Source organism: Streptomyces sp. NPDC088762, from assembly GCF_044750905.1.
In the GTDB taxonomy this organism is placed as follows: Bacteria; Actinomycetota; Actinomycetes; order Streptomycetales; family Streptomycetaceae; genus Streptomyces.
Window position 1 is genome coordinate 116310 of the sequence record NZ_JBIVKT010000020.1, and the last position, 15540, is coordinate 131849.

The following is a 15540-nucleotide window of genomic DNA, read 5'->3' on the forward strand; positions in this document are numbered from 1 at the left end:
CGCCGGGACCTTCGTCCCCCGTCAACTTTCTGCAGCGTCGCCGAAGGTCCCCTTCTTTTCTGCCTCGTGCATTGTCCGCATGCTGGAATGGCATATCCGCTTCTCGGGATTGCCGCCATCATGTAACCTGCACGAAATTTCGCAGAGGGCCAACGTCGTCCCTCGGCTATGCACATATGCCACGACGACGACGGGAGAGCCGATGCGTTCCGCATCCACGCACTCCGCGACCGGCCCCAGCACCACTGCCTGGTCGCCCATGGACGGTCGCCCCGCCCAGCAGGGCATGTACGACCCGCGCAACGAGAAGGACGCCTGTGGCGTCGGATTCGTGGCGAACCTCACCGGCGAGGCGACCCACACGCTCGTTGAGCAGGCGCTGACCGTATTGCGGAACCTCGAGCACCGCGGCGCGACCGGCTCCGAGCCGGACTCGGGCGACGGCGCCGGAATCCTGTCCCAGGTGCCCGACGCGTTCCTGCGCGAGGTGGCCGGTTTCGACCTTCCCGAGGCCGGCGCGTACGCCGTCGGCATCGCCTTCCTCCCCGCCGACGGCTCCGCACAGGCCGTCGCCGTGGAGCAGATCGAGGCCATCGCCGCCGAGGAGAACCTGACGGTCCTCGGCTGGCGCGAGGTTCCGGTGACGCCGGACCTGCTCGGCAACGGCGCCCGCGCCACCATGCCGGCCTTCTCCCAGCTGTTCGTCTCCAACGGGAGCACGGGCATCGAGCTGGACCGCAAGGCCTTCGTGCTGCGCAAGCGCGCCGAGCGCGAGGCCGGGGTCTACTTCCCGTCGCTCTCCGCCCGCACCATCGTCTACAAGGGCATGCTGACCACCGGCCAGCTGGAGCCCTTCTTCCCGGACCTCTCCGACCGCCGCTTCGCGTCGGCGCTCGCCCTGGTCCACTCGCGGTTCTCGACGAACACCTTCCCGTCCTGGCCGCTCGCCCACCCGTACCGCTTCGTCGCGCACAACGGCGAGATCAACACGGTCAAGGGCAACCGCAACTGGATGAAGGCCCGCGAGTCCCAGCTGGCCTCCGGCGTCTTCGGCGACGGCGCGCTGGACCGCATCTTCCCGATCTGCACCCCGGACGCCTCCGACTCGGCCTCCTTCGACGAGGTCCTGGAGCTGCTCCACCTCGGCGGCCGGTCGCTGCCGCACAGCGTGCTGATGATGATCCCGGAGGCGTGGGAGAACCACACCTCCATGGACCCGGCCCGCCGCGCGTTCTACCAGTACCACTCCACGATGATGGAGCCCTGGGACGGCCCGGCCTGCGTCACCTTCACCGACGGCACCCAGGTCGGCGCGGTCCTCGACCGCAACGGTCTGCGCCCCGGCCGTTACTGGGTCACCGACGACGGCCTCGTCGTCCTCGGCTCCGAGGTCGGCGTGCTCGACATCGACCCGGCCAAGGTCGTCCGCAAGGGCCGCCTCCAGCCCGGCAAGATGTTCCTCGTCGACACCGCCCAGAAGCGGATCATCGAGGACGACGAGATCAAGAACGAGCTCGCCTCCGCCGCGCCGTACGCCGAATGGCTGGAGACCGGCGAGATCGAGCTGTCGGACCTGCCCGAGCGCGAGCACATCGTGCACACCCACGCCTCGGTCACCCGCCGCCAGCAGACCTTCGGCTACACCGAGGAAGAGCTGCGCATCATCCTCGCGCCGATGGCCCGCACCGGCGGCGAGCCGCTCGGCTCCATGGGCACGGACTCGCCGATCGCCGCCCTGTCCGAGCGCCCCCGGCTGCTCTTCGACTACTTCACCCAGCTCTTCGCGCAGGTCACCAACCCGCCGCTGGACGCCATCCGCGAGGAGCTCGTCACCTCGCTGCTGTCCTCGCTGGGCCCGCAGGGCAACCTGCTGGAGCCGACCGCCGCGTCCTGCCGCAGCGTCACCCTGCCCTTCCCGGTGATCGACAACGACGAGCTGGCCAAGCTCATCCACGTCAACGCCGACGGCGACATGCCGGGCATGAAGGCCGCCACCCTCTCGGGCCTCTACCGGGTCTCCGGCGGAGCCGAGGCGCTGGCCGCCCGGATCGACGAGATCCGCGCCGAGGCCGACGCCGCCATCGAGGCCGGCGCCCGCCTGATCGTCCTCTCGGACCGCCACTCGGACGCCGAGCACGCGCCGATCCCCTCGCTGCTGCTCACCTCCGCCGTGCACCACCACCTCATCGCCACCAAGCAGCGCACCCAGGTGGGTCTGCTGGTCGAGGCCGGTGACGTCCGCGAGGTCCACCACGTCGCGCTGCTCATCGGCTACGGCGCCGCCGCCGTCAACCCGTACCTCGCCATGGAGTCCGTCGAGGACCTGCTGCGCGCCGGTACCTTCCTGTCCGGCCTGGAGCCGGAGCAGGCCATCAAGAACCTGATCTACGCGCTCGGCAAGGGCGTCCTGAAGGTCATGTCCAAGATGGGCATCTCCACCGTCGCCTCCTACCGCGGCGCCCAGGTGTTCGAGGCCGTCGGCCTCAACGAGGAGTTCGTCAACACGTACTTCTCGGGCACCGCCACCAAGATCGGCGGCGCCGGCCTGGAGGTCGTCGCCAAGGAGGTGGCCGCCCGCCACGCCAAGGCGTACCCGGCCTCCGGCGTCCCGGCGACGCACCGCGCGCTGGAGATCGGCGGCGAGTACCAGTGGCGCCGCGAGGGCGAGCCGCACCTGTTCGACCCGGAGACGGTCTTCCGCCTCCAGCACTCCACCCGCAACCGCCGGTACGACATCTTCCGGCAGTACACGGACCGCGTGAACGAGCAGTCCGAGCGCCTGATGACGCTCCGCGGCCTGTTCGGCTTCAAGTCCGACCGCCCGTCGATCTCCATCGACGAGGTCGAGCCGGTCTCCGAGATCGTCAAGCGCTTCTCCACCGGCGCCATGTCGTACGGCTCCATCTCCAAGGAGGCGCACGAAACCCTCGCCATCGCCATGAACCAGCTGGGCGGCAAGTCCAACACCGGTGAGGGCGGCGAGGACCCGGAGCGCCTGTACGACCCGGCGCGGCGTTCGTCCATCAAGCAGGTCGCCTCCGGCCGCTTCGGCGTGACCAGCGAATACCTGGTCAACGCGGACGACATCCAGATCAAGATGGCGCAGGGTGCCAAGCCCGGCGAGGGCGGCCAGCTGCCCGGCCACAAGGTCTACCCGTGGGTCGCCAAGACCCGGCACTCCACCCCGGGCGTCGGCCTGATCTCCCCGCCGCCGCACCACGACATCTACTCCATCGAGGACCTGGCTCAGCTGATCCACGACCTCAAGAACGCCAACCCGGCGGCACGCATCCACGTGAAGCTGGTGTCGGAGGTCGGTGTCGGCACCGTCGCCGCGGGTGTCTCCAAGGCGCACGCGGACGTCGTCCTCATCTCCGGCCACGACGGCGGTACGGGCGCCTCCCCGCTCACCTCGCTGAAGCACGCGGGCGGTCCCTGGGAGCTCGGCCTCGCCGAGACCCAGCAGACCCTGCTGCTCAACGGCCTGCGCGACCGGATCGTCGTCCAGACGGACGGCCAGCTCAAGACCGGCCGCGACGTGGTCATCGCCGCGCTGCTCGGCGCCGAGGAGTTCGGTTTCGCGACCGCGCCGCTCGTCGTCTCCGGCTGCGTCATGATGCGCGTCTGCCACCTGGACACCTGCCCGGTCGGCATCGCCACGCAGAACCCGGTCCTGCGCGACCGCTTCTCCGGCAAGCCGGAGTTCGTCGTCAACTTCTTCGAGTTCATCGCGGAGGAGGTGCGCGAGCTCCTCGCCGAGCTGGGCTTCCGCACGATCGAGGAGGCCGTCGGCCACGCCGAGCTGCTCGACACGACGAAGGCCGTCACGCACTGGAAGGCCCAGGGCCTCGACCTCGAGCCCCTCTTCTACGTGCCGGAGCTGCCCGAGGGCGCGGTCCGCCACGCCCTGATCGAGCAGGACCACGGTCTGGAGAAGGCCCTCGACAACGAGCTGATCGAGCTCGCGGCCGACGCGCTGGCCGCCGACTCCGCCGAGACCGCCCAGCCCGTCCGGGCCCAGGTCGCCATCCGGAACATCAACCGGACCGTCGGCACCATGCTCGGCCACGAGGTCACCAAGAGGTTCGGTGGCGCGGGCCTGCCCGACAACACCATCGACCTGACCTTCACGGGCAGCGCCGGCCAGTCCTTCGGCGCCTTCCTGCCGCGCGGCATCACGCTGCGCCTGGAGGGCGACGCCAACGACTACGTCGGCAAGGGCCTCTCCGGCGGCCGCATCGTGGTCCGCCCGGACCGCGGCGCCGACCACCTCGCCGAGTACTCCACCATCGCCGGCAACACCATCGGCTACGGAGCCACCGGCGGCGAGATGTTCCTGCGCGGCCGCACGGGCGAGCGCTTCTGCGTCCGCAACTCCGGCGCCCTGGTCGTCTCGGAGGGCGTGGGCGACCACGGCTGCGAGTACATGACCGGCGGCCAGGCGGTCGTCCTGGGCGAGACGGGCCGCAACTTCGCGGCCGGCATGTCGGGCGGCGTCGCGTACGTCATCGACCTCGACCCGGACAACGTCAACGTCGGCAACGCGGAGGCGGTCGAGACCGAGCTCTCCGACACCGACAAGCAGTGGCTGCACGATGTGGTGCGCCGCCACGAGGAGGAGACCGGCTCGACCGTGGCCGCGAAGCTCCTGGCTGACTGGGACGCCGCGGCGGCCCGCTTCAGCAAGATCATCCCGACCACGTACAAGGCAGTGCTCGCCGCCAAGGACGCCGCTGAGCTCGCCGGACTCTCGGAATCCGAGACCACGGAGAAGATGATGGAGGCGGCGACCCATGGCTGACCCGAAGGGCTTCCTCACCACCCCGCGCGAGACCGCCTGTTCCCGTCCCGTGGCCGAGCGCCTCAAGGACTGGAACGAGGTCTACGTCCCCGGCTCCCTCCTGCCGATCATCAGCAAGCAGGCCGGCCGCTGCATGGACTGCGGCATCCCGTTCTGTCACAACGGCTGCCCGCTCGGGAACCTGATCCCCGAGTGGAACGACTACGCCTACCGCGAGGACTGGGCGGCGGCGTCGGAGCGGCTGCACGCCACGAACAACTTCCCGGAGTTCACGGGCCGCCTGTGCCCGGCCCCGTGTGAGTCGGCGTGCGTCCTCGGCATCAACCAGCCGGCCGTCACGATCAAGAACGTCGAAGTCTCGATCATCGACAAGGCCTGGGACAACGGCGACGCCACCCCGCAGGCGCCCGAGCGCCTGTCCGGCAAGACGGCCGCCGTCATCGGCTCCGGTCCGGCCGGTCTGGCCGCGGCCCAGCAGCTGACGCGGGCCGGTCACACCGTGGTGGTGTACGAGCGCGCGGACCGCATCGGCGGTCTGCTCCGCTACGGCATCCCCGAGTTCAAGATGGAGAAGGTGCACATCAACCGCCGCATCGAGCAGATGCGCGCGGAGGGCACCAAGTTCCGCACCGGCATCGAGATCGGCCGCGACCTGACCGCGACCGACCTGCGCAAGCGGTTCGACGCGGTCGTCATCGCGGCCGGTGCGACGGTCTCCCGCGACCTGCCGGTCCCGGGCCGTGACCTCAAGGGCATCCACTTCGCGATGGAGTACCTGCCGCTCGCGAACAAGGTCCAGGAGGGCGACTTCATGGCGCCCCCCATCACGGCCGAGGGCAAGCACGTGGTCGTCATCGGCGGCGGCGACACCGGCGCGGACTGCGTGGGCACCGCCCACCGCCAGGGCGCGCTGTCGGTCACGCAGCTGGAGATCATGCCGAAGCCGGGCGAGGAGCGGAACGCGAACCAGCCCTGGCCGACCTTCCCCATGCTGTACAAGGTCACCTCGGCGCACGAGGAGGGCGGCGAGCGGGTCTACTCCGTCTCCACCACCCACTTCGAGGGCGACGAGGACGGCAACGTCCAGGCGCTGCACCTCGTCGAGGTGGAGTTCAAGGACGGCAAGCTGGAGCAGAAGCCCGGAACCGAGCGCGTCCTCCCCGCGCAGCTGGTCACCCTGGCGATGGGCTTCACCGGCACCGACCAGTCCAACGGCCTGGTGGAGCAGTTCGGCCTGGAGCTGGACGCCCGCGGCAACATCGACCGCGACGCCTCCTACGCGACCAACGTCGACGGCGTCTTCGTCGCCGGCGACGCGGGCCGCGGCCAGTCGCTCATCGTCTGGGCCATCGCGGAAGGCCGCTCGGCCGCCCGCGGCGTGGACCGCTACCTGACCGGCAGCAGCACCCTCCCGTACCCGGTCAAGCCGACGGACCGTTCACTGACGGTGTAACCCCGTCACCCCTCCCCCCGGGGAGACCCCTCATACGGTCCGTACAAAGGCGTACGGAAACCTGACGCAGCGCCCGCCATGTCCCCGACCAGGGATGGCGGGCGCTGTGGCGTTCGGGGGGCGTATGCGGCATCGACCACGTCAAGTAGCGGTCTCGACACGTGCCTTGGCGTGCTTCAGCGACCGGTACGCGGACGGGGTGAGGCCCGTCTGGCGCAGGAGGTGGGCGCGCAGGGAGTCGGCCGTGCCGAGGCCGCTGCGTGCAGCTACCTGGTCCATCGGCAGGGTCGTGGTCTCCAGGATCTCGCGGGCGCGGTCCAGGCGCTGGTGCAGGAGCCACTGGAGGGGGCTGAGGCCCGTTTCGGCGCGGAAGCGGCGGGTCAGTGTGCGGGTGCTCGTGCCGGCATGGCCGGCCAGGTCGGCGAGGGTGGTCGGTTCGTCCAGGCGGGCCAGGGCCCACGCGCGGGTCGGCGCGAGGGAGGTGCCGCGCTCGGGCGGGAGCGGGGTCTCGATGAACTGGGGCTGGCCGCCCGGGCGGATCGGGGCCGCCACCACCAGGCGGGCCGTCGCGTTCGCGACCGCCGCCCCGCAGTCGCGGCGGACCATGTGCAGGCACAGGTCGATCCCCGCCGAGAGCCCGGCCGAGGTCAGGACGCCGTCGTCCTCGACGAACAACACGTCGGGTCGTACGTCCACCTCCGGAAAGAGGCGGCGGAACTCCTCCGACATCGTCCAGAACGTCGTCGCGCGCCGTCCGTCGAGGAGCCCGGCCTGCGCGAGGACGAACGCGCCCGTGCAGATGGAGGCGATGCGCAGGCCCCGGGAGGCGGCGGCCCGCAGGGCATCCAGCACGCGTGGGTCGGCGTCGGTCCGCGAACCGGTGCCCGTCACCATCACCGTGTCGGCCCGGTCGATCGCGTCCAGCCCGTGCGACACCACGACGGCCATGCCGGTCATCGCCTCCACCACGCCAGGGGTGACCGTACAGACCGTCACCTCGTAGGCGGGCTGCCCACCGACGCGCGTCGCGCCGAAGACCACGTCCGGGATCGACAGGTCGAAGGTGGTCACCGGCGGGAGGGCGATGACCGCGACGCGGTGCGGGCGAGGGGGCGTCATGGCTCGAACCTCCGGATTCTTGGCATTCCGGCCACTACTGTACGGGGCCGTCCGGCGCGAGAGTTGGTCCGCTCACAGACGCAACACTGCTGATTGATAAGGGAGTACGGGCATGGCCCTGCACGTCATCGTCGGCGCCGGAGCGATCGGCACCGCCACAGCCCGCCTGCTCGCCGAGTCCGGGGAGCGGGTCCGGATCGTCACGCGAAGGGGCGGCGGCCCCGAGCATCCGCTCGTCGAGCGGGTCTCCGCCGACATCGGCGACACCGGTCGTCTGGTCGAGCTGCTGCGCGGAGCGAAGACGCTCTACAACGCCGCCGCGCCCGCCTATCAGGACTGGCGGACCGCCTTTCCGCCGCTCGCCGCCTCGCTCCTCACCGCCGCCGAGCGCAGCGGGGTCCCCTACGTCCTCGTCGGCAACGTGTACGGCTACGGGGAGCCGCGCGGCCCCCTCACTCCCGACCTGCCCATGCGGCCCAACTCCGACAAGGGGCGGGTCCGCGCCGCCATCTGGGAGGAGGCCCTGGCCGCGCACGAGGCCGGGCGGGTGCGGTTCGCCGAGGTCCGGGCGGGCGACTTCATCGGCGCGACCGCAGTGGGCCTGTTCCCCCTGGCGGCCGTACCCGCCGTGCTCGCCGGCACCGAGGCGGTCCTGCCGGTCGGCCTGGAGCACCGGCACGCATGGTCCGCCGTGGACGACGTCGCCCGTACGCTCGTCGCCGTCGGCGGGCGGGAGGACGTGTGGGGCCGGGCCTGGCACGTGCCGTCCACGTCCGAGCTGTCCCCCAGGGACCTGATGGGGCGGCTCGCCGCGATCGCCGGCGCCCCGGAGCCAAGGCTCAGGACCATGACCCCGCGGGAACTGGACGCGGCCGTCGCCGCGGACGCGGTGATGGCCGAGATCCCCGAGATGGCGTACCAGTACGACCGGGAACTGCTCCTCGACTCCTCCGATACCGAGCGCCTGCTCGGCGTACGGGCCACTGAAGAGGAGCTCGTGCTCAAGGAGATGGCGCGGAGCGCGCGGCGGGCGGGAGCAGGCCTACCCGCGAGTATTGACTAATAGTCAACGCGCGCCCACGCTCGGGGCGAGCCGTCGTCGTCTTTGGTGGGGGAGGTCGTCCCGTGCGTACCGATGAGGAAATGGGCCGTCTGGAGGCGGAGTTGGGGGGTGTTCGGCCTCCCGCCTCGTTCGCGGGGCTGGACGCCGGGGAAGTGGCGGTGCTCGCCGACGCGCTGCGGGACGAGCGGGCGCGGCGGGCCGGGGGGCTGAACGAGGCCGCCGAGGAGGCGCTCAGGCTGGTGCCCGCGCTCGCGCGGGGGGCCGTGCGCAAGGTGTTGTTCCGGTGAGCGCCGCGGGGCGGGCCGAGGTCGAGAAGGCGGGCCGGCTGCTGGGGCTGGACGCCACCGAGGTCGGGTTCCTCGCGGGGCTGCCGGGCGAGGACGTGCGGGCCTTTCGGGAGCGGGCCACCGCCGTGCTGTTCGACGGCGCCCCCGAGATGCTCGACCGGATCGCCGCCGCGACCAGGCTGGTGCCCGCGGGGGTGGCCGCCGCCATCTCGCAGAAGGCGCTCGGCCCCCGCCTGGCGGCCGCCGTCGCGGGGCGGCTGGAGGCCGGGCGGGCCGCCGACATCATCGAGAAGCTGCCCGTGTCCTTCACGGCGGAGTCCTGCGCCCACCTGGACCCGCGGAAGATCGCCGCGATCGTGGACCGGCTCGACGAGGGGCTCGTCGTACGGATCGCCGTCGCGCTCGCCGAGAACCGCGACCACCTCACGATGGGCCGGTTCGTCGGCCACATGCGCGACCAGGTGCTCGCGCGGATCCTCGAGCAGGTCGACGACGCGGATGTGTTGAGGGCCGGGTTCTACGCCGACCTGCCCGAGCGGCTGCCCCGCATCCTCGAACTCATGGGTGACGAACGGCTCGGCTCGGTGGTCCGCACCGCCTCGGCCGCCGGGCTCTGGGAGGAGGCCCTCGCCGTGGCCGCCATGGTCGGAGGGGAGCAGCGGCTGCGGATCGCCCGGCTCACGGCCCGCCTCGACGCGGCCTCGCTGGACTCACTCGTGCGGGTGACGCACGATCAGGGGCTGTGGGAGACGCTGCTGCCCCTCGTCGCCCTGCTCGGAGCGGAGGACCGGCTCGCCGTCGCACGGCTGGACTCGCTGCGGGATCCGCAGGTGCTGGCCGGCGTGGTCCGGGCCGTCGTGGCGACCGGGCTGTGGGGCGAGTTCCTGCCGCTGGTCGGCGTCCTGCCCGACGAGGCGCGCAAGGTCGTCGCGGACGCCGCCGCCGCGCTCGGCGACACCGAACTGGACGGACTGGTCCGGGAAGTCGACAAGCAGGACCTGTGGGAGCCGGTGCTGCCCCTCGTCGAGCTGATGGACGAGGACGGCAAGCAGCGGATCTTCGACCTGCCCGCCTTCCGGGACCAGCCGGCGAGCCCGGAGCCGTAGGCCGTACGGGCCTTCCGCGGGGCTCCTGAGGTCAGTTGAGGGGCCCCGCCGCACGGTGACTCTGGTAACTATCCGGATCATGGCCCCCATCCGAACCCTGCTGAGCGGCCTCCTCGGCGCCGCCCTGCTGGTCCCCGTACTCCCCGCCGCGACGACCGCCGCCGCCGACGCGCGGACCATCGACTACGGCGGCCTGCGCCTGGCCGTCCCCGCCGACTGGCGGATCGTCGACCTCGAGCTCGACCCCGACGCCTGCCTGCGGCTGGATCTGCCCACCCTCTACCTCGGCCGCGCCGGAACCCAGCGGCGGTGCACCGGCCGGGCCGTCGCCGGCCGCGCCGACACCCTCCACCTCGAACCCCTCGACGGAGCCCCGCCGCGCGCCGACATCCCCACCATCACCGTCGACTCCGGAACCGTGCCGCCCGAGGACCCGCCCGAGACCGACAGCAACGAGCTGCGCTACGCCCTGACCCGGCCCGGGGTCATGGCCACCGTCTCCTACGGGGAGGCGCCCGACGCCGTGCGCCGGGTCCTGGCACGCGCCCGCGCCGTGACTCCCTCGGGCCCCAAGCCCCCCGCCGAGCCCGCGGTGGCCGCCGGAGGCGACACGCCCCGTACCGCACAGCCCCCCTTCACCGGCGAGGGCTTCGACGCCTGCACCGCCCCGAACCAGCAGTCCATGGACACCTGGCGGGCCGATTCCCCCTTCGGCGCGATCGGCATCTACATCGGCGGCCGCGCCCGGGCCTGCGCCCAGCCGCAGCTCACGGCCGACTGGGTGCGGCGGCAGTCCGACGCGGGCTGGCACCTCATGCCGATCTGGGTCGGCCCCCAGCCCTGGCACAGCTCCAGCACCGGCCTGTCCACCGACCCCTCCGAGGCCGACGCCCAGGGCCGGTCCGCCGCCGACGGCGCGGCGGCCGCCGCCGAATCGCTGGGCCTGCCCCCGGGCACCGTGCTCTACAACGACGTGGAGGGCTACACCGACCGTGCCACCTGGGACGCCCCGGTCGTCGCCTACCTGACCGCCTGGACGGTCCGCCTGCACGAGCTGGGCTACCGCTCCGCCGCCTACGTGTCGGCGGGCTCCGGGGCCAAGGCGCTGAGCGCCCACCACCACCAGGCACCCGAGGCCATGCCGGACGTGCTGTGGGTCGCCCGCTGGAACGACTCGCCCTCCGTCGGCGACGCCGACATGGGCCTGCCCGCGGGCACCACCCAGTGGGCCGGCCGGCGCCGCGCCCACCAGTTCCGCGGCGACCACGACGCCTCCTACGGCGGGGTCACCATCAACATCGACCGCAACTGGGTCGACGTCGACCCCTCCGTCCTCGGGACCGGCGCCCTCTTCCCGCTCAGCTAGCCGAACCCTCCGACGCCGGCGGGTCCTCCCTCGGCGGTTCGTCGTCATTGCCCCGGCGGATGGTGCGCAGGCCGCGCGCCGGGGTCCAGGACCGCACCACCAGATCGTCCCCCTCCACGCCGATGCGGACCACCTCCGTCAGATCGGCGTGGAACAGGTGGAAGGGGTGCGGGGTCTCGGTCTCCTCCGCGTACCGGTGCAGCTCGGGCGGATCCACCAGTTCCACCGCGCGCCCGGAGATCCGTACGTCCCCGTCCGCCATCTCCTCGCCCGCACCCGGATTGGTGTGCAGGGCGAACCGCGGGTCGCGCTGGAGGTCCCGGGCCTTCAGGGAGCCCGCCATCATGCCCAGCCACAGCTCCCCGCCGCGGATGTCGACATTCAGCCCGGCCAGCCGCGGGGAGCCGTCCTTGCGGAGGGTGGCCAGGACGTGGTGCGGGTACTGCGCGAAGCGGGCCTGGACGGCCGCCGCGAACTCCGGCTCGGCCTTCTCAAACGCTGCCCAGTTGTTCGTCGTCATACCCCCATCAAAGCGCGCGGCTCCGACGGCCGCCGCTCAGGCGCGCACGATGCCCGCGCTGCGCGCCGCCGCCAGCCACGCCGGGAACTCGCCGACCAGGCGGTCGTACAGCTCCGAGTCCGGGACGGCGCGCGGGTCGAGGCCCGCGTGGAAATAGCCGGCGTTGTCCACCACGCGCCGGGCCGGGACGGGCAGTTCGTCCAGCCGTCGCAGGAAGTCGAACTGCGAACTGCGGGTGTTCCCGAAGCCGACGAACTGCCAGAAGAGCGGAAGCCGGGCCGCCTTGCACAGGTACTTCTCCGCCGCGAGCTTGTTGATGGGCCCACCGTCCGTCTGGAACACGACCAGCGCCGGCTGCCCGGCCCCCGAGTCGAGGTAGTGGTCGATCACCGCGTCCATCGCCGCGTGGTAGGCCGTCTTGCCCATGTGGCCGAGGCGGGAGGCGATCGCGGTGACCCGGCCCTCGTGCCCGGCGAGCGCTATCTCCTCCATCGCGTCGACCTCCGTGGAGAAGAACACCACCGGCACACGGCCGTCGTCGTCCAGGTGCGCCGACAGCCCCAGCACCCGGTCGGCGAGGGCCTGCACGCTGCCGTCCCGGTAGTACGGGCGCATCGACCCGGAATAGTCCAGGACCAGGTAGACCGCGGCGCGTCCGCCCTCCAGGCCGAACTTGCGCAGGGAGACCCCGGCGCTCTTGTAGAGGCTCACGAGCGCCGGAGCCGTTTCCTCGACCTTGCGGAGGTTGATCGCACTGCCCGTCATGGGTCGAGGGTACGTCGACCGCGTCACCCCGCCGAGAGGAACTCCAGTACGGACCCCAGCCGTTTCCGGTGTGTGGCGGGCGTGCCGAACAGCTGGGCGGAGCCGTGGGCCCGCTTGAAGAACTCGTGCGCCTCGTGCTCCCAGGTGATGCCGATGCCGCCGTGCAGCTGGATCATCTCGCCGGCGACGTACGCGAACGCCTCCGAGCAGGCCGATGCGGCCGCGGCGGCCGCCTCCGGGCGGTCCTCGGCGGCCGCCGCCGCGAGGGCCAGCGAACGGGCCGTCTCCACCGCCGTGTACATGTCCGCCAGCCGGTGTTTCACCGCCTGGAAGGAGCCGATCGGCCGCCCGAACTGCATCCGGTCCATCGCGTACCGGACCGTCAGCTCCAGGGCCCGTCCGGCTTCCCCCGTCTGCTCGGCGGCCAGTGCCGTGCAGGCCGCGTCCCGGACCCGCGCCAGGATCCGGGCGCCGTCCGCGGAGAGCAGCCGGGCCGGGGTCCGGTCCAGGGTCAGCTCCGCGAGGGGGCGGGTGCGGTCCATGGTGGACCGTACGGTGAAGTCCGCCGGCGGGCCGGTGAGTTCGAACAGCCCCAGTCCACCGCCGCCGTTCCCGGTGCGGGCGAAGGCCAGCAGCAGCGCGGGCTCCGCGGGCCCGGCCAGGACGTACCGCTTGGTCCCCGTGAGCAGCCAGTCGGAGCCGGCGGGCGGCGCGGCGCGGCCGGCGTGCGCCGCCGGCTCCGCCCGGGCGGCCAGGTCGCCCGCCTCCCAGCTCCCCGGCCCGGCGGGCGGGTCCTCCGCCCAGGCCAGCGCGCCCACCACGGTGCCCTCCGCCAGCCCCGGCAGGTGCCGTGCACAGGCCTCCCGGTCGCCCGACTCGAGCAGCGCCCTTACGGTCAGCACCGCCGAGCCGAGATACGGGACGGGGCTCAGCGCCCGGCCCAGCTCTTGGCCGAGGATCCGGGCCGCCGGAGCCTTCGCCGTCAACATCCTGGCCGAGGATCAGCGGGAGCTGTGGCGCCGGTTCGCCGTGACCGGGGGAGACAAGTTCGCCGGCGTGCCCTGGCGGCCGGGCGGCAACGGCGCGCCCCTGCTCGACGGGGTCCTCGCGACCGTCGAGTGCACGCTCGAGGGCGTCCTCGACGGCGGTGACCGCGCCATCGTGCTCGGCCGCGTCACCGGCCCGGCCGTCCACCGCGCGGGCGAGCCGCCGCTGCTCTACTTCCGGCGCGCCTACGGGCGCTTGCCGAGCTCCTCGATGTCGGCCAGCATGGCGGCCGCCAGATCGCGCTCGGAGGCGTAGTACCGCTCGGCCCACTTGAGGGTGAGCGTCGGGTACGCCCACGCCGCCTCGTTCTGGGCGCCCTCCACGTCGGCCACCGCGCGGCGGCGCATCTTCTCGGCGAACTCCTGGTGCTGTACGAGGACTTCGCGCATCTGCTCCGGCTCCAGCAGGTGGCCCAGCCACAGCCGCAGCATCGGCCCGTGCTTGAGCACCGGCGGGTCGACCGGCGCCTCGCGCGCCCATTCCCGTACGGCCGTCATGCCTTCGTCGGTGATCCGGTACACCCGCTTGTCGCGGGTGCCGCTCTCCGGGGCGACCAGTCGTGAGGAGGCGTAGCCGGCCTTCTCCAGCCGCTTGAGCTCGCCGTAGATCTGGCTGAAGGACGGGCTCCAGTAGAAGAACCGCAGCGACCAGTCCGACCACTTCTTCAGGTCGTAGCCGGAGAGCTCCTCGCCGAAGGAGAGCAGGCCGAGCACCGCCCAGCTGGTCGCGGGGAGTGCGCGCCCCTTCGCTTCGTCCGTCGTCTCGTCTGCCGTCTCTTCTGCCACGCAGCGCAGTCTACGACCGGTCCCCGCGGCACCCTTCCCCCTGGCAGGTATGACTGCTAGAAGTATTCCTATTCGAAGTAACTCCTGGATGGAGGGACCGCACCGTGAAGTTCTCGATGATCTTCGAGGCGCAGCTCGCCGACCCCACACCCGCACGCGAGCGCCAGGTCATCCACGACTGTGTGGAACAGGCCGTCCTCGCCGAGGAGATGGGCTTCGACCGGATCTGGGCCGTCGAACACCACTCACTGACCCAGTACGCCCACATGAGCGCCTCCGAGATCTTCCTGACCTGGGTCGCCGCCCGGACGCAGCGGATCCGGATCGGCCACGGCGTCGTCACCATGCCCTTCGGCTACCAGCACCCGGTGCGCGTCGCCGAGCGCGCCGCCATGCTCGACGTCCTCTCCGGCGGCCGTGTCGACATCGGCGCCGGACGCGGCGCCACCCGCCAGGAGATGTCCATGTACGGGGTCCGCCCCGAGGACACCTACCCGCAGATGGAAGAGGCGCTGCGGATCTTCTCCTCCGCCTGGAAGGAGGAGCGGTTCGAGTGGCACGGCTCCCTCGACATCGGCCCCGGCGCGATCCTGCCCCGCCCCGTCCAGGAACCGCACCCGCCGCTCTTCATGGCCTGCTCCAAACACGACACCCTCAAGCTCGCCGCCGAACTCGGCATAGGAGCCCTGGTGATGGGCTTCGCGGGCGCCGACGACGTCCGCGCGATGCGCAAGGTCTACGACGAGGCCATCGCCACCCGTGACGGCGAGCGCTTCGTGTCGGACCGGGTCAACGACCACCTCTCCGCCCTCTGCCCGACCATCGTCCTCGACGACGCCGAGCGGGCGCTGCGGCTCGGCACCCGCGGGCAGCGCTTCTTCGCCGAGTCCATCGCGCACTGGTACGGCAACGGCCCCGAACCCACCGGCCACGGGGAGGACGAGGACCACGTGGCCGCCCTGGCGCAGGGCCGCGAGGAACTCGTCGCCAAGCTGCACGAGGCGAACGTCCCGGCCCGCCCGGTCGACACCGGCACCTACAACGCGGAGCACGCCTACGGCAGCGCCGAAACCGCCATCGCGTACGTCGAGCAGCTGCGCGAGATCGGCGTCGACGAGGTGATGTGCCTGATCCAGATGGGCACCGTGCCGCAGGAGGCGTGCATGGAGACCATCCGCCAGTGGGGCGAGAAGGTCATCCCGCACTTCCGCGCGCTGGAGGGCTGAAC

The 15540-nt window shown here is 72.0% G+C and carries 13 protein-coding genes; 8 read left to right on the forward strand and 5 right to left on the reverse strand.

Annotated features, from left to right (window positions below):
• The first annotated feature begins 202 nt into the window (after positions 1 to 202).
• Complete coding sequence (gene gltB, locus ACIP5M_RS32125) at positions 203 to 4801, forward strand: glutamate synthase large subunit (RefSeq protein ID WP_401203389.1); 4599 nt, start codon at positions 203 to 205, stop codon at positions 4799 to 4801.
• Positions 4794 to 6254 carry a glutamate synthase subunit beta gene (locus tag ACIP5M_RS32130; RefSeq protein ID WP_401203392.1) on the forward strand — a complete coding sequence of 487 codons (1461 nt, stop codon included), beginning with the start codon at positions 4794 to 4796 and terminating at the stop codon, positions 6252 to 6254. The genes gltB and ACIP5M_RS32130 overlap by 8 nt, the downstream gene beginning before the upstream one ends.
• Positions 6255 to 6395: 141 nt before the next feature.
• Here ACIP5M_RS32130 and ACIP5M_RS32135 read toward each other — a convergent pair whose 3' ends face one another.
• Positions 6396 to 7373 carry a GlxA family transcriptional regulator gene (locus ACIP5M_RS32135; protein ID WP_401203395.1) on the reverse strand — a complete coding sequence of 326 codons (978 nt, stop codon included), beginning with the start codon at positions 7371 to 7373 and terminating at the stop codon, positions 6396 to 6398.
• Between the two features lie 112 nt (positions 7374 to 7485).
• Between ACIP5M_RS32135 and ACIP5M_RS32140 the strand changes: the two genes are divergently transcribed.
• The 4 genes from ACIP5M_RS32140 to ACIP5M_RS32155 all read left to right on the forward strand — a co-directional run bounded on the left by ACIP5M_RS32140 (position 7486) and on the right by ACIP5M_RS32155 (position 11195).
• Complete coding sequence (locus tag ACIP5M_RS32140) at positions 7486 to 8436, forward strand: NAD-dependent epimerase/dehydratase family protein (protein ID WP_401203398.1); 951 nt, start codon at positions 7486 to 7488, stop codon at positions 8434 to 8436.
• 62 nt (positions 8437 to 8498) lie between these two features.
• Positions 8499 to 8723, forward strand: a complete 225-nt coding sequence (locus ACIP5M_RS32145) for a hypothetical protein (protein ID WP_401203400.1) — start codon at positions 8499 to 8501, stop codon at positions 8721 to 8723.
• Positions 8720 to 9829: a hypothetical protein gene (locus tag ACIP5M_RS32150; protein WP_401203403.1), complete on the forward strand. Its 1110-nt coding sequence runs from the start codon at positions 8720 to 8722 to the stop codon at positions 9827 to 9829. Before ACIP5M_RS32145 ends, ACIP5M_RS32150 begins: the two co-directional genes overlap by 4 nt.
• A 79-nt stretch (positions 9830 to 9908) precedes the next feature.
• Positions 9909 to 11195: a DUF1906 domain-containing protein gene (locus ACIP5M_RS32155; RefSeq protein ID WP_401203406.1), complete on the forward strand. Its 1287-nt coding sequence runs from the start codon at positions 9909 to 9911 to the stop codon at positions 11193 to 11195.
• Here the strand turns inward: ACIP5M_RS32155 and ACIP5M_RS32160 are convergent.
• From ACIP5M_RS32160 to ACIP5M_RS32170, 3 genes are read right to left on the reverse strand one after another with little or no spacing between them, the layout of a single operon-like run.
• Positions 11188 to 11715, reverse strand: a complete 528-nt coding sequence (locus ACIP5M_RS32160) for a pyridoxamine 5'-phosphate oxidase family protein (protein WP_401203409.1) — start codon at positions 11713 to 11715, stop codon at positions 11188 to 11190. The two genes, ACIP5M_RS32155 and ACIP5M_RS32160, sit on opposite strands and share 8 nt — an antisense overlap.
• A gap of 36 nt (positions 11716 to 11751) precedes the next feature.
• Positions 11752 to 12480: a VWA domain-containing protein gene (locus tag ACIP5M_RS32165; protein ID WP_401203412.1), complete on the reverse strand. Its 729-nt coding sequence runs from the start codon at positions 12478 to 12480 to the stop codon at positions 11752 to 11754.
• 23 nt (positions 12481 to 12503) lie between these two features.
• The gene (locus ACIP5M_RS32170; protein ID WP_401203536.1) at positions 12504 to 13412 is read right to left on the reverse strand and encodes an acyl-CoA dehydrogenase family protein; all 909 of its coding nucleotides are present in this window, start codon (positions 13410 to 13412) and stop codon (positions 12504 to 12506) included.
• On the opposite strand from ACIP5M_RS32170, the gene ACIP5M_RS32175 reads away from it, so the two are divergent.
• Entirely contained in the window at positions 13303 to 13782 is a 480-nt protein-coding gene (locus ACIP5M_RS32175) for a flavin reductase family protein (RefSeq protein WP_401203415.1), read from the forward strand. The two genes, ACIP5M_RS32170 and ACIP5M_RS32175, sit on opposite strands and share 110 nt — an antisense overlap.
• On the opposite strand, the gene ACIP5M_RS32180 is transcribed toward ACIP5M_RS32175, so the two are convergent.
• Positions 13713 to 14312 carry a PadR family transcriptional regulator gene (locus ACIP5M_RS32180; protein WP_401203417.1) on the reverse strand — a complete coding sequence of 200 codons (600 nt, stop codon included), beginning with the start codon at positions 14310 to 14312 and terminating at the stop codon, positions 13713 to 13715. The genes ACIP5M_RS32175 and ACIP5M_RS32180 overlap by 70 nt on opposite strands.
• A 104-nt stretch (positions 14313 to 14416) precedes the next feature.
• On the opposite strand from ACIP5M_RS32180, the gene ACIP5M_RS32185 reads away from it, so the two are divergent.
• Complete coding sequence (locus tag ACIP5M_RS32185) at positions 14417 to 15538, forward strand: LLM class flavin-dependent oxidoreductase (protein WP_401203420.1); 1122 nt, start codon at positions 14417 to 14419, stop codon at positions 15536 to 15538.
• The last annotated feature ends 2 nt before the right edge of the window (positions 15539 to 15540 follow it).

Bases quoted from the DNA above. Each gene is read 5' to 3' on its own strand.
- ACIP5M_RS32140 (WP_401203398.1), top strand. From the start codon at position 7,486: ATGGCCCTGCACGTCATCGTCGGCGCCGGAGCGATCGGCACCGCCACA.
- ACIP5M_RS32155 (WP_401203406.1), top strand. From the start codon at position 9,909: ATGGCCCCCATCCGAACCCTGCTGAGCGGCCTCCTCGGCGCCGCCCTG.
- ACIP5M_RS32130 (WP_401203392.1), top strand. From the start codon at position 4,794: ATGGCTGACCCGAAGGGCTTCCTCACCACCCCGCGCGAGACCGCCTGT.
- ACIP5M_RS32160 (WP_401203409.1), bottom strand. From the start codon at position 11,715: ATGACGACGAACAACTGGGCAGCGTTTGAGAAGGCCGAGCCGGAGTTC.
- ACIP5M_RS32135 (WP_401203395.1), bottom strand. From the start codon at position 7,373: ATGACGCCCCCTCGCCCGCACCGCGTCGCGGTCATCGCCCTCCCGCCG.
- gltB (WP_401203389.1), top strand. From the start codon at position 203: ATGCGTTCCGCATCCACGCACTCCGCGACCGGCCCCAGCACCACTGCC.
- ACIP5M_RS32165 (WP_401203412.1), bottom strand. From the start codon at position 12,480: ATGACGGGCAGTGCGATCAACCTCCGCAAGGTCGAGGAAACGGCTCCG.